13 protein-coding genes and 2 tRNA genes are annotated in these 12,674 nt (G+C 63.6%); 8 read left to right on the top strand and 7 right to left on the bottom strand.

Annotated elements, in window-relative coordinates; translation table 11 throughout:
- Positions 1-16: 16 nt before the first annotated feature.
- Positions 17-1,255 carry an MFS transporter gene (locus FNL56_RS04730; protein WP_143571817.1) on the bottom strand — a complete coding sequence of 413 codons (1,239 nt, stop codon included), beginning with the start codon at positions 1,253-1,255 and terminating at the stop codon, positions 17-19.
- A 109-nt stretch (positions 1,256-1,364) separates the two neighbouring features.
- Between FNL56_RS04730 and FNL56_RS04725 the strand changes: the two genes are divergently transcribed.
- Both FNL56_RS04725 and FNL56_RS04720 read left to right on the top strand, forming a co-directional pair.
- Positions 1,365-1,889, top strand: coding sequence for a GNAT family N-acetyltransferase (locus FNL56_RS04725; RefSeq protein WP_143571816.1), 525 nt, complete (start codon positions 1,365-1,367; stop codon positions 1,887-1,889).
- Positions 1,890-2,007: 118 nt separating this feature from the next.
- The gene (locus FNL56_RS04720) at positions 2,008-2,451 is read left to right on the top strand and encodes a DUF2147 domain-containing protein (RefSeq protein WP_143571815.1); all 444 of its coding nucleotides are present in this window, start codon (positions 2,008-2,010) and stop codon (positions 2,449-2,451) included.
- Between the two features lie 116 nt (positions 2,452-2,567).
- Here FNL56_RS04720 and FNL56_RS04715 read toward each other — a convergent pair whose 3' ends face one another.
- The gene (locus FNL56_RS04715; protein WP_143581802.1) at positions 2,568-3,713 is read right to left on the bottom strand and encodes a DUF3095 domain-containing protein; all 1,146 of its coding nucleotides are present in this window, start codon (positions 3,711-3,713) and stop codon (positions 2,568-2,570) included.
- A 137-nt stretch (positions 3,714-3,850) separates the two neighbouring features.
- On the opposite strand from FNL56_RS04715, the gene FNL56_RS04710 reads away from it, so the two are divergent.
- Positions 3,851-5,245 carry a TAXI family TRAP transporter solute-binding subunit gene (locus FNL56_RS04710; protein ID WP_246660858.1) on the top strand — a complete coding sequence of 465 codons (1,395 nt, stop codon included), beginning with the start codon at positions 3,851-3,853 and terminating at the stop codon, positions 5,243-5,245.
- A gap of 84 nt (positions 5,246-5,329) precedes the next feature.
- Here the strand turns inward: FNL56_RS04710 and FNL56_RS04705 are convergent.
- Positions 5,330-5,406, bottom strand: a tRNA-Met gene (locus tag FNL56_RS04705).
- 155 nt (positions 5,407-5,561) lie between these two features.
- Complete coding sequence (locus FNL56_RS04700; protein WP_143571813.1) at positions 5,562-6,413, bottom strand: hypothetical protein; 852 nt, start codon at positions 6,411-6,413, stop codon at positions 5,562-5,564.
- Between the two features lie 213 nt (positions 6,414-6,626).
- Here FNL56_RS04700 and FNL56_RS04695 point away from each other — a divergent pair, with 213 nt between their 5' ends.
- Together FNL56_RS04695 and FNL56_RS04690 are read left to right on the top strand one after the other, a co-directional pair.
- Positions 6,627-7,448: an SDR family NAD(P)-dependent oxidoreductase gene (locus tag FNL56_RS04695; protein ID WP_210245463.1), complete on the top strand. Its 822-nt coding sequence runs from the start codon at positions 6,627-6,629 to the stop codon at positions 7,446-7,448.
- A gap of 11 nt (positions 7,449-7,459) precedes the next feature.
- Positions 7,460-8,122: a TetR/AcrR family transcriptional regulator gene (locus FNL56_RS04690; protein ID WP_168202855.1), complete on the top strand. Its 663-nt coding sequence runs from the start codon at positions 7,460-7,462 to the stop codon at positions 8,120-8,122.
- Positions 8,123-8,221: 99 nt separating this feature from the next.
- On the opposite strand, the gene FNL56_RS04685 is transcribed toward FNL56_RS04690, so the two are convergent.
- Positions 8,222-8,298: transfer RNA gene (locus FNL56_RS04685), tRNA-Met, on the bottom strand.
- Positions 8,299-8,534: 236 nt separating this feature from the next.
- The gene (locus tag FNL56_RS04680) at positions 8,535-9,296 is read right to left on the bottom strand and encodes an SDR family oxidoreductase (protein ID WP_143571810.1); all 762 of its coding nucleotides are present in this window, start codon (positions 9,294-9,296) and stop codon (positions 8,535-8,537) included.
- A gap of 171 nt (positions 9,297-9,467) precedes the next feature.
- Between FNL56_RS04680 and FNL56_RS04675 the strand changes: the two genes are divergently transcribed.
- Entirely contained in the window at positions 9,468-10,250 is a 783-nt protein-coding gene (locus FNL56_RS04675; RefSeq protein WP_143571809.1) for an SDR family oxidoreductase, read from the top strand.
- Between the two features lie 45 nt (positions 10,251-10,295).
- Here FNL56_RS04675 and FNL56_RS04670 read toward each other — a convergent pair whose 3' ends face one another.
- Complete coding sequence (locus tag FNL56_RS04670; RefSeq protein ID WP_143571808.1) at positions 10,296-10,709, bottom strand: DUF3775 domain-containing protein; 414 nt, start codon at positions 10,707-10,709, stop codon at positions 10,296-10,298.
- A gap of 109 nt (positions 10,710-10,818) precedes the next feature.
- On the opposite strand from FNL56_RS04670, the gene FNL56_RS04665 reads away from it, so the two are divergent.
- A complete protein-coding gene (locus tag FNL56_RS04665; RefSeq protein ID WP_143577529.1) occupies positions 10,819-11,670 on the top strand; it encodes an MBL fold metallo-hydrolase in 852 nt (283 codons plus the stop codon).
- Between the two features lie 75 nt (positions 11,671-11,745).
- Positions 11,746-12,588 (top strand): fumarylacetoacetate hydrolase family protein, encoded by an 843-nt coding sequence (locus FNL56_RS04660; RefSeq protein WP_143571806.1) that lies wholly within the window; start codon positions 11,746-11,748, stop codon positions 12,586-12,588.
- The last annotated feature ends 86 nt before the right edge of the window (positions 12,589-12,674 follow it).

Here is a 12,674-nt window from a genome sequence, read left to right as displayed (position 1 = left end):
GGGCCCTGCGCGCGCGTTATGCCGCGCTGGGCATCGCATCCAGCGTCTCGCGGCGCACCGGAGGGCGCACGTTCATCAGCATCTGGAAGCAGCCGGCGATCAGGCCGACCACCACCGCGGCCTGCCACGCCCGGTCATAGCTGCCGAGCTGCGCATAGATCACGCCGCCGCCCCAGGCGCCGATGAAGGAGCCGGCCTGATGGCTGAGAAAGGCGATGCCGGTCAGGGTCGCCATGAAGCGCAACCCGAATAGCTGCGCGACCAGCCCGTTGACCAGCGGCACCACGCCGAGCCAGAGCGATCCCATCACCGCGGCGAACACCATGGTCGAAGCCGCCGAGGCCGGAAAATAGAAATAAGCCGCCAGCGCCAGCGAGCGGATGATGTAGATGCCGCCCAGCAGAATTTGCTTAGGATATTTTCCGCCGAGCCAGCCACATACATAGGAGCCGATCACGTTGAAGGCTCCGACCAGCGCCAGCGCGGTGGCGCCGAGCGAAGGATCGAGGCCGCAAATCGCCAGATAGTTCGGCAGATGCGTGGTGATGAAGACGAGTTGCAGGCCGCAGACGAAGAACGACAGCGCCATCACCACGAAGCCGGAATGGCCGAGCGCCGATTGCACCGCGGCGCCCAGCGTCTGCGCGGCTTCACTGGATTTTGCCACCTCGATCTTGTCGGATCGCCCGGCAAACAGGGCGGCCGGCAGCATCACCGCGACCAGGCCGAGAAATCCGATCAGCGCCATCTGCCAGCCCGCGGTGGTGATCAGCGTCTGCGCCAGCGGCGAGGCGATCACCAGGCCGAGCGAGCCCGCCGCCGACACCGCGCCCATCGTCACGCTGCGCTTGGCGGCCGACACGCTGCGCGACGACACCGTCATGGCAATGCTCGAGGCCGTGCAGGACAGCGCCAGACCGATGCACAGGCCGGCACCGAGCGTGAACACCAGCGCCGTGGTCGCCGCCATCATCAGCAGCAGGCCCGCGGCATAGATGAAGACGCCGGTCAGCATGACGTAGCGGCTGCCGTAGCGATCGGCGAAGGCACCGACGAAAGGCTGCGACACGCCCCAGATCACGTTCTGCAGGGCGGTGGCCAGCGAGAAATCGGCCGTGGTGATGGCGGTGTCGTGCAGAATCGCGGGCTGGAACAGACCGAAACTCTGCCGCATACCCATCGCGAGGCTGAGCAACACGGCGGCGCCGGCCAGAATCGACCAGCGCTGATAGGTGCTGAGTTGGGCCTCTGTCATGACGTTCCTCGTCGATAGAATATTTTTCTTATATTGCCATCGGAAGCGGGACCTGACCATCCCGCTGGGAACCTATATGCAATGCGAAACAGGCAGAGGTGAGTTGCGCATGGGCGTCGAGATCGAGATTCTGACCGGCCATTCGTCATGGCCAAGCGTGCAGCCGTTATTCGAGGCGGTGTGGCCGCCGGAGGTCGTCGAAAAACTGTCGTGGCGCCACATCGCGCTGGCTCCGGCCGACCTTCGGGTCCTGGTGGAGTCCGACGAGCAACTGGTCTGCCACGTCGGCATCACCCGCCGCGAGGGTACCTGGGACGGCCGCAAGGTGCGTATCGGCGGCATCGGAGGCGTCGCGACGCATCCCGATTTCCGGCGCCGCGGCTTTGCCAGCGTCGCGCTCAATGCCGCCTTGGCGACTTTGAAAGACGAACGCGCCACCGATTTCGCGATGTTGTTCTGCGAACCGCAGCTCAGCGGTTTCTTCACCAGCCGGGGCTGGAAACCGTTTACCGGCGAGGTGTTCGCGGAACAGACCAGCGGGCGCGCGCGCTTCGACACGCTGCTACCGTTCGTGTTCTATCTCAAGCGAGCGCCGCATACGGGCGAGATCGACCTCGGCGGCCTGCCGTGGTGAGACGCCAGGTCAAATTCAATCTCCTCGCTCAAAACGACGTGAGCTTCAGGGCCTCCTGATCTGGCATTGCAGAACTCCAATATGTTGCTATTCAGGCGTCCGCATTATGGAGAAACATATGGCCTTTCGTTCCGCCCTCTCGCTCGCGCTGCTCGGCGCGCTGCTTGCTGTCCCTGCGGCCACAGCTCAGGCTGTCAATGAAGCCACCGGCCTTTGGCAGACCCAGGCCGGCGACGCGCGCGTGCGCGTCAGCAAATGCGGCGGCGCCATCTGCGCGACGGTGGCCTCGTTGCGCGACAAGCTTGACCCCCAGACAGGAAAGCCGGCGATCGACGACAAGAACCCCGATCCCGCCAAGGCGACGCGCTCGATCATCGGCATCCATCTGTTCATCGACATGCGCCCCACAGCGCCGGGCCGCTGGTCGGGCCAGATCTACAATGCCGACGACGGCAAGACCTACACCAGCAACATTTCGCTGGCCGGTTCCGACACCCTCAGGGTCGAAGGCTGCGTCGGCGCCTTCTGCGGCGGCGAAAACTGGAGCCGGGTGGGAAAGTAAGCCACACCGCAACTTCGTAGGGTGGGCAAAGGCGCCCTTGCGCCGTGCCCACCACGCCGCGGCGGCGGGCACGCTTCGCCGCGCTCCGCGCAACGCAGCTTTGCCCACCCTACGTTCTACGACGACATCATCGCCTTCAGCGCCATTGTCGCGGAGGCGTAGCCGCCGCGGGCACCGTCGATGAAGTGAACGTGGTCACTGCGCAGCGCCGAGGGCGTGAAGCAGGTCATCATCGCCGCGTCCTGGCGGTGCAGGCCGTAGCGGACGGTGCCGGCGGAAGCCGCCGCGACCAGCCGCTGCTCCAGCGCTTTCTCCAGATCCGGCGTGCAATCCAGGATCATCCGCAACCCGTCGTCATATTTGCGGAAGTCGGAATTCTCCACCAGTTGCTCGACATAGGTCTTTGGCACGAAGCCGCCTACGCTGATGCCATAACGCATCACGATATAGGCCAGCAGCGTGCGACCGAGCACGGTGACGCGATTCATCAGCCACGAGCCGCGCTGCGTGCGGATCTCGAAATCGAGCCCGGCAGGCGGCCATTTAATCATGGGGCCGCCGGCCGGCACCGGCCGCCCGGCGTCGGGGCTGCGCTCCACCAGCGCAATGACGTCTTCGATCACTGCCCGGAACGCGCTTTCGGCGATGCCCACGCGCGGCACCACCAGCACCGACAGAATAAGTCCGCGTGCCGCCGGAATTTCCTCGAAGCGGCACGACAGCCCGGATAGGTCCGGCACCGCGCCCACAGCAGCCATAGGCACCGCGAACTCGCCGCGCTTCATCGCCACCTCGGCCCAGCCGAGCCCGCCACCGGTGAACATCGCGTAGGAGACGTTCGGCGAGGGCCCGAAGCGCGCCACCCGGACATCGAGCCCCTGCGCGCGCACCGCCGTCACCGGCACCACGGCCACCCGCATCATCAGATCGAGATCGTCCTGCACCCAGCGCGCCGTCGCCGCCAGCGCCTCGTGGGCGCGCCCGACATCGCCGGGCGCCACCGCGAAGCTGGCCCCGTCGCCGCCGAACACGAACGGGAATTCGCGGCCGTCCAGCGCGTTGGTGACGGCCGCGATCACCGCCGCACCCGCCATGTTGACGGCCTTGTAGCGCTGCTGCTCGATGGCGCGGGTGGATTGCACGATATCGGCCAGACCGATGATCCAGTCGTCCGGCAACGGTAAATACAGCGCCGGGTCCATCAGGTCTGCAAAGCCGCGGAATACCGGAATGCGGCCGTAGAAATCCTCGCCGCTGCTCATGGATGCGCCGTCCCGATCGGGCGCGCCGGAATGGCGCCCCGCGCATCCTAGCCACAGCGCGGGGCTGGCGTCATCCCTGGACCTCGGCCGATGCGCGAGGGCATACTCAACGCGCACCGAACCGGATAAGGTTGCGCATGGATGCCTCCGTTAAGCCGACCAAACCGTTCGAGATGCCGTCGCAGCGTGCGCGCGGGCGGCGCCGGGCTGCGCGAACCTTCGCTTTGTTCGTCGCAGCCAGTGCGCTGCTGCTGATCGGGCTGGCCGGAACCGCGGCCTATCTGATCACGCGGCCGGAGACCCTGCGGATCGCGGTTGGCCCCGCCGGCAGCGACGACGTCCGCTTCATGCAGAGCGTCGTGCAGACCTTCGCGCGCGACCGCGACCATGTTCGGCTGACGCTGACGCCGACCGACGGTCCCACGGCCAGCCTGGCCCTGTTGCGCGACCACAAGGCCGACCTGGCCGTGGCCCGCGGCGACCTTCCGATGCCCGCCGACACCCAGGCTGTCGCGATCCTGCGCAAGAATTTCGTGGTGCTGTGGTCCGTGCCCCGCGCGGAAGACGGCAAGTCGAAGAAACCCGTAAACGTCATCAAGAAACTGGAGAATTTGCCGGGACATCGCGTCGCGATCATCGGCAAGTCGCCGGCCAATCCCGCGCTGTTGAAACTGGTGCTGGCCGAGGCAGGCATTGCCTCCGACAAAATCGAGCTGGTGCAATATGGTATCGGCGAAATCGACCAGATGGCGCGCGAGCGCAAGAACGACGTCTTTATGGCGGTCGGCACGCTCAGCAGCAGAATTACGACCGAAGCCATCGCTGTCACCGCCAAGCTACGCGGCGAGCCGCACTTCCTCGGTATCGACGTGTCGGACTCGATCGCGCAGAAGCATCCGACCTTTGAATCCGCGGAAATTCCCGGCAGCACGTTCAGTTCCTCGCCGGCACGGCCGGACGACAAGATCGACACCATCGCCGTCGGCCATCTCATCGTCGCCCCGAAATCGCTCAACGAGTCCACTGTCACGGCGCTGACCCGCCAGTTGTTCGTGGCGCGCCCCAATCTGCTGCGTGAACTGCCCGGCGTGGCGACGCTGGAAAAGCCCGATACGGACAAGGACGCCGCGATCCCAGCGCACCGCGGCGCCGCGGCCTATATCGACGGCACCGATCGCACCTTCCTGGAACGCTACAGCGACTTCTTGTGGGCGGGGCTGTTGCTGCTGTCGGGCCTCGGCTCCGCCGGTGCCTGGCTGCGCAGCTATTTGAAGCGGCACGAGCGCAACAATTACCTCGCCTCGCGCGACCGGGTGCTGGAAATGATCGGCGCCGCACGCCAGGCTGTCAGCGCCGAGCAATTGCGGACGATGCAGAACGAAGTCGATGAGGTATTGCGCGAAACGCTGGACTGCTTCGAGGACGGCGCAATCGAGGAAGCCGCCCTGCTGGCGTTCGGGCTGGTGCTCGAACAGTTCCACTTCGCCGTCAGCGACCGCCGCGACGTGCTGGCGGGTGCGGACGCCGCGTAACGCGGATGACCGTCCGCGTACCGCGCAACGAAAAGCCGCCCCGATGGGCGGCTGTTTCGATATTCGTCGATTGGAAGAGATGTTTGGTTGCGGGGATAGGATTTGAACCTATGACCTTCAGGTTATGAGCCTGACGAGCTACCGGGCTGCTCCACCCCGCGCCAAAACGTGAGCGGCTTGTATGCGGCGCTGTTCGCAAACGCAACACCTTTCGTAACATGATGATCTCATTCAGGATTCTTGTTACTCCGCGGGCCGGACAACAATTGCGTGCCGCAGCTCTGGAAAAGCAGATTTTGAGACTGCTCCAGAAAACCTAGCGCAGCGATTGCGCGAAGAACGATGGCTCGCCCTTCAAGGCACCTCGAAATTCCAGCCATGTCAGCGAAGTCCATCCGGCAGCAAAAGCCAGCACCAGGACAAGCGCCACGCGACCTGGGGCGAAGCGCTCGATCGCAAGGGCAAACAAAGGCAGCACCTGAATCATATGGGTTGCAAGGAAGTGTGAAACCCGAAGGTCGCCAGCCATCCGCGACCAGCCTGTGAGCATCATGCGGGCGTCCGGCGCGGGGACACCCCCGACATAGGGGCTCAGCCGTCCACCGATGGTGAAGGCTGTCATCAAGGTCAGGACTGTTCCACCGACAAGCCCGACAATGATGGCAGCCTTCAGAGGCGGTGAGGCCAAGGCCTGGCCATCGGCGAGGACAGCGAGACCGATCGCGCCCGCAGCGCTGACAATGATGACCGCCATGAACGCCATCACCGAGTACATGAAGCTGTTGAATGGCGTTGTCAGATTGAAATGTGACTGTTGCGCCCGGGCTGCTTGCAGAATTATCCAGCCCATTTCAACGGTGCAGGCTGCCAGAAAGGCCATCGCGACAATCAGCATTCCGTTCCCTTGCCGGAATGACGGACTTAAACAGCGTATCACCAGAGCGAGGCTGGCGGCGTGGATCGCCAGCGAAATCTCGAATTTGAACGGCTTCAGCCAGACTGAATCATACCCATTGATAGTTCGCGTATCCAACGCCATCAGGACAGCGGTCACGATGAACCCGACGGTCATTGCCGCAGCAACGCCCCAATAGATCATTTCCGGCCAGCTACCGGGCAAGCGCAGCAAGGTGATGGTGTTTCCAAAGGGCCGCGCAGCGTTGCTCATAGCAAGATCCAAAACGATGTGACGATGCGCAATGCCCGCCGACGCGAAACAACAGGTTCGCGCTTCCTCCGAGCCTCACTCGCCGCGCTTTCCACACGGCTGCACAGGCTCAGCAGAAAGGCTCATCACCACGAATAGACTCAAAGCCAAAAGTTGACGCCATCAACTTACGCAACTAAGTTGATGGCGTCAACTTCTTGCAGTAGGCTTCGGATGGCGACTGAACACAGCTCAGGAGCGATGTGGCGCGATAGGTTTGGTCCGTGGGCGCTCGTGACCGGCGCTTCTGATGGTATTGGCCAGGAAATGGCGCGGGAACTCGCGCGACGCGGGCTTAATCTTGTCCTGGTTGCGCGGCGGGAAGATCGTTTGACGTCCCTCGCCGTCGAGCTGGAAGGCAAGCACAAGATAGACTGTCGCGTTATCGCGACCGATCTCGGCGAGCGCGCAGCCGTAGAAGCCTTGCTTGTCGAAACGGAGCCGTTCGACATCGGCCTGCTCGCGGCTTGCGCCAGCTTTGGAACGGCAGGCCTGTTTGTCGACCTTCCGCTCGCGAGCGAAATCGACATGCTGGAGGTCAATTGCAGCGCCGTCCTCTCCATGACCCACACGATGGCGCGACGCTTTGTGCGGCGCGGGCAAGGCGGCATCATCCTCATGAGCTCCATTGTTGCTTTCCAGGGCGTCCCGTACGCCGCCACCTATGCCGCGACCAAGGCGTTCGTTCAGACCCTTGCGGAGAGCATCCGCCCGGAGCTTGCCCTTGCGGGCGTCGATGTCATCGCCTCCGCCCCTGCACCCGTTGCGACTGGCTTCGCGGCGCGATCCGGCCTGGCCATGGGCAAGGCGGAGGAACCTGGCGTCGTCGCGCGTCAGACCATCGCGTCTCTGGGGCGCAAGACGACCGTCAGGCCGGGCTTGCTGGCGAAGTTCCTGATAGGCTCGCTCGCAACCCTGCCGCGATTTGCAAGAACGCGGATCATGAGCGGCATCATGCAGGGCATGGTCAGGAAGCACGCAGCACTGCAGAAATGACTTCAGACGACATGAACAAGAATGAACGCCGCGCCATTGGCAAACCCGCCATTCCGCGCGGCCATGTGAGGGACGCTTGTCTTGCGGAAGCCCTTCGCATCATCGAGGAACTCGGCGTCGAAGCCCTGAGCTTCCGCGAAGTATCGAGACGCCTCGGCGTGTCATATCAGGCCCCCTACAAGCACTTCGAAAGCAAAGACTCGATCATTGCGGAACTATTGACGCGCTGCTTTGACGAGTTCGCTTCGCACCTCGAGGCTGGCCCGTTAAGCGGAAACGCCGCGCAGGACATGTACGCGCTTGGCGAAAATTACTTCGACTATGCTCGACGCTTTCCAACCAAGTATCGGTTGATGTTTGAAACGCCGATGCCCGAGCCCGAAAAGCATCCGGCGATGATGGCCCAGGCGCGCCGGGCCTTCACACTGCTAAAGGTGCGACTGGCAGCAATGACCGTCTTGCCCATCGCACCGACCGGACAGTCCAGCGCCAATCTCGATGCGCTGTTTGTGTGGTCGGTGGTGCATGGCCTCGCCAGCATTTTGAATGCGGATACGATCAAGACGTTGAACTTCAGCGAATGGGAGTTGCATCAGGCCGCAGCCCATTGTCTTGCCCGCATCGGTGTTGGACTTGGAGGCAACGCTGCGCTGGCCGGAAACCCGCCTGGATGAGCACGCGACCGAATGGACCCATAAACGGACAATGCGCGGAGACAAGCAAAAGCCCCGCTGGCGAGTGCCAGACGGGGCTTTGCTAGTCTTTGGAAAGTTTGGTTGCGGGGATAGGATTTGAACCTATGACCTTCAGGTTATGAGCCTGACGAGCTACCGGGCTGCTCCACCCCGCGCCAAAGCTTCGGGAAACCGGAGAACGAAACAGTCTCGATCAACGCGGCTGCGTCGAGCGATCCCAGTCCGGAGGCTTCCTGAGAAGACAACCGAGGCCAAAGCCTGCGGTGCGAGGGGTATGTACCAATGCATCGCGGGTTTGGAAAGGGGCTTCGGAGATGTTTTCTCGGTTTTATGACGATCCTGCGGATTATTATTGAAAATCAAGCGAGAACAGTGGCTTACAAGGCCTCTATCAGGTCAGAAGAAACCCGCCATCGACGGTCAGGGTGCTGCCGGTCATATAGCGCGAGGCCTGGGAGGCCAGCAGCAGGATGGCGCCGTCGAGATCGGATTCGTGGCCGACGCGGCGCTGCGGGATGCGCTTCGCGAGCTTCTCGCCGGGCGGTGTGGCCCAGAAATCATGGTTGATGTCGGTGTCGATATAGCCCGGCGCCAGCGCATTGACGCGGATCTGGCTGCCCGCCAGTTCCAGCGCCAGCGCGCGGGTCGCCTGCACGATCCCGGCCTTGGAAATCGCATAGGGCGCGACGTGCTTCATCACGCTGAAGCCGAGCACCGAGGCGACGTTGACGATATTGCCGGGCTGCTTTCGCGCGATCATGCGGCGGGCGATCTCAGTGGCGGTGAAATAGGCGCCCTTCAAATTGGCGCCGATCACCGCGTCCCAGTCGGCCTCGGTCTGCTCGAGCGCGTGCTTTTCCACGGCGATACCGGCATTGTTGATCAGCACGCTGACCGGGCCGAGCGCGGCTTCCGCGGCGTCGATGGCAGCACTGATCGATGCCGTGTCGGTGACATCCATCTGGACGGCCACGGCGCGTCCGCCCTTGCCGACGATCTCGTCCTGCAGGCTGTTCAGCTTCGCGGTCTGCCGCGCGGCTAGCACCACGGCGGCGCCGCGCGCGGCCAGCACGCGGGCGAACTGCCTCCCCAGCCCCTGCGAAGCCCCGGTGATGAGGATGACTTCCTGGCTGACGTCGAAAATGTCGGACATGTAAACTCCCTGATGCTTTGCCCTACTGATACAGCGCAGGATCTGGATCGCAAACCGGCGGCGCGGCATGGCGATGGCTGCGGCGCGCCAAGCGTTTGCGGGTCTACTCAGGATGCGCCGGACCGGCTATAAGGCCGGCCTCGCCATCGCCAAACCTTCAGGAGTGACATCGTGGATCTGGGAATCAAGGGCCGCCGCGCACTGGTATGTGCATCCAGCAAGGGCCTCGGCCGCGCTTGCGCCATCGCGCTGGCGGCGGAGGGCGTGCACGTCACGCTGACGGCACGGGGCGCCGAGGCGCTGGCGGAGACTGCTGCTTATATCCGCCAGACCTATCCGGACGTCGAGGTCACCGAAGTGGTCGGCGACATCACCACGCCCGAGGGCCGCGAGCAGGCGCTCAAGGCCGCCGGCCAGATCGACATCCTCGTCAACAATGCCGGCGGCCCGCCGCCCGGCGATTTCCGCAACTGGACCCGCGACGACTGGCTGAAGGCGATCGACGCCAACATGCTGACGCCGATCGAACTGATCAAGGCGACGGTGGACGGCATGATGGCCCGGAAATTCGGCCGCATCGTCAACATCACCTCGGCCGCCGTGAAGGCGCCGATCGACGTGCTCGGCCTGTCAAACGGCGCGCGCTCGGGCCTCACCGGCTTCGTCGCCGGCCTGTCGCGCAAGACCGTGCGCGAGAACGTCACCATCAACGGGCTTCTGCCCGGCCCGTTCAAGACCGACCGCCTCAAGGGCGTCGCCGCCGGCCAGGTCAAGGCGACCGGCCTGACCGTCGATGAGATCCTTGCCAAGCGCGCCAATGAGAATCCGTCGGGCCGGTTCGGCGAGCCGGAAGAATTCGGCGTTGCCTGCGCCTTCCTGTGCGGCGACAAGGCCGGCTTCATCACCGGCCAGAACATCGTGCTCGACGGCGGCGCCTTCCCCGGCACGATGTAAAAACGGGATATCGAGACCGGCGACGAGGTCGCCGGTCTCCTCCCCTCACGTCACGGGCGTGGTGCGCTCGTCGGTCCAGTCGATGCCGAAGGCGTCCATGCCCTCGGCGAGAAAATCCCCGAGCAGCGGCTCGCCCAAGAGATAGCGCGCGGTGTGGCCGTTGCGGCCGTCGGCGGCTTCCTTGCGCAAATCGTCCCACTCCTCGATCGTGCCGTCGCCGCGCCCCAGCCGCATCAGCGCTACCAGATCGATCTGCTCGTCCACCGTGAGCGCGGCAACGAAGCCGTAAATCTCCTTCTGGACGGGGTCGCCGCCATTGTCCTCGAGCACGTCGATCATTCCATCGTCCGTGCCGTTCGAGCCGGAATCCGGATCGGACGCGATGTCCTTGACGTCGAATTGCCGGGCCTTCTCGATCAGAAACGCGACCTGATCGGATGAAATCGTGAGTTCGGGCATCGCAGACTCCTGTTGTCTCGGACCACCAACGCAAATCCTGGTCAGATGATCCATTGCGCGACTTCGGTGAAACCCGCATATTTTGCATGAAATCAACGCGGGATATCGCATGCAGTGGCAGGTCGGTCGGGTCAAGGTCACCCGGATCATGGAGCTGGAGAGCGTTGGCGGCACCCGCTTTATTCTACCACAGGTCGAATCGGACGACGTCACGAGACACCCCTGGATGATCCCGCATTTTGCCGATGTCGGGGGTGGGCTGAAGATGGCAGTGCATTCCCTCGTGCTGGAGGCGCCAGGCGCGCGCATCATCGTCGACACCGGGCTCGGCAACCACAAGCAGGGCCGCTCGGTCCCGGTCTGGAACGATCTCGACACGCCCTATCTCGACAACCTGACCGCGGCCGGCTTTGCGCCGGACACCATCGACATGGTTCTGTGCACGCATCTGCATGTCGATCATGTCGGCTGGAATACCCGGCTGGTCGACGGCCGCTGGGTGCCGACATTCCCCAATGCGAAATACATCTTCGGCGACGTCGAATACAAATATTGGAAGGCACACAGCGACAGCCCCCATCAGGCCGCCGTATTCGCCGACTCGGTTCAGCCGATCGTCGATGCCGGCCTCGCCGATCTGGTCGCGAGCGACCTGCAACTCTCCGACGAGATCACGCTGCTGCCGACGCCCGGCCACAGCCCCGGCCATTTCAGCGTGCTGATCCAGTCCGACGGGCAACAGGCCCTGCTGCTTGGCGACGTCGCTCATACGCCGCTACAGATGCAGCATCTCGATTGGTCGACGCGGTTCGACACCGATGCTGCACAGTATGCTGCAACGCGGCACGACCTGTTCTCACGCTTTGCCGATACCGAGACGCTGGTGATCGGCGGCCATTTCAGCGCGGGACACATCCGACGCGACGGTGACGCGTTCAGGTTCACCGCGCTGCAGGACTAGCCCGCACGGGCAGCGGTTGAATTCGTCCACGCCCTGTTCCATGACAACAGGACAGAAAATCCAAGGGAGAGAACCATGAAGCTGGTGAGATACGGCGAGTTCGGCCACGAGAAGCCCGGGTTGATCGACAAGGAGGGAAAGCTCCGCGACCTCTCTGGGCAGATCAAGGATCTGGCGGACGACGCGTTCTCTCCCGCCAGCCTCGCCAGGCTCGCCGCGCTCGATCCGGCGTCGCTGCCGGCCGTCGAAGGCTCGCCGCGACTGGGATCGCCGGTGGGCGGCAAACCGAAATTTCTCGCCATCGGCCTGAACTATATCGACCACGCCAAGGAAGCCGGCATGCCGATCCCGTCGGAGCCGATCGTCTTCATGAAGGCGCTCAACAGCCTGTGCGGGCCGAACGACGACGTCGAAAAGCCGCGCGGCTCGACCAAGCTGGACTGGGAAGTCGAGCTCGCCATCATCATCGGCACCCGCGCCAAATACATCACCGAAGCCGACGCGCTGAAACATGTCGCCGGCTATGCGGTGTGCAACGACGTCTCCGAGCGCTTCTTCCAGATAGAGCGCGGCGGCCAGTGGACCAAGGGCAAGTCGCACGACACGTTCGGTCCGCTCGGCCCCTGGCTGGTGACACCGGACGAGGTCGGCGACGTGCACGCGCTCTCGATGTATCTCGACGTCAATGGCGAACGTTGCCAGACCGGCTCGACGACGACGATGATCTTCAACGTGCCGAAGATCGTGTCCTATCTGTCAGAGATCATGACGCTGGAGCCCGGCGACATCATCACCACGGGCACCCCGCCAGGCGTTGGCCTCGGCATGAAGCCGCCGAAATTCCTGAACGTCGGCGACGTCATGACGCTCGGCATCGAGAAGCTCGGCGACCAGAAGCAGAAGGTCGTGGCGGTTTAGTCGCGCCCCGCACTCTCCACGTCATTGCGAGGAGCGTAGCGACGCAGCAATCCAGAGCCACACACTCGGCAAGAACTGGATTGCTT

It is taken from the genome of Tardiphaga sp. vice304, assembly GCF_007018905.1.
Taxonomy (GTDB): Bacteria; Pseudomonadota; Alphaproteobacteria; order Rhizobiales; family Xanthobacteraceae; genus Tardiphaga.
Note: the sequence above shows the minus strand (reverse complement) of the source record. Positions and strands in the feature narration are given on the sequence as shown.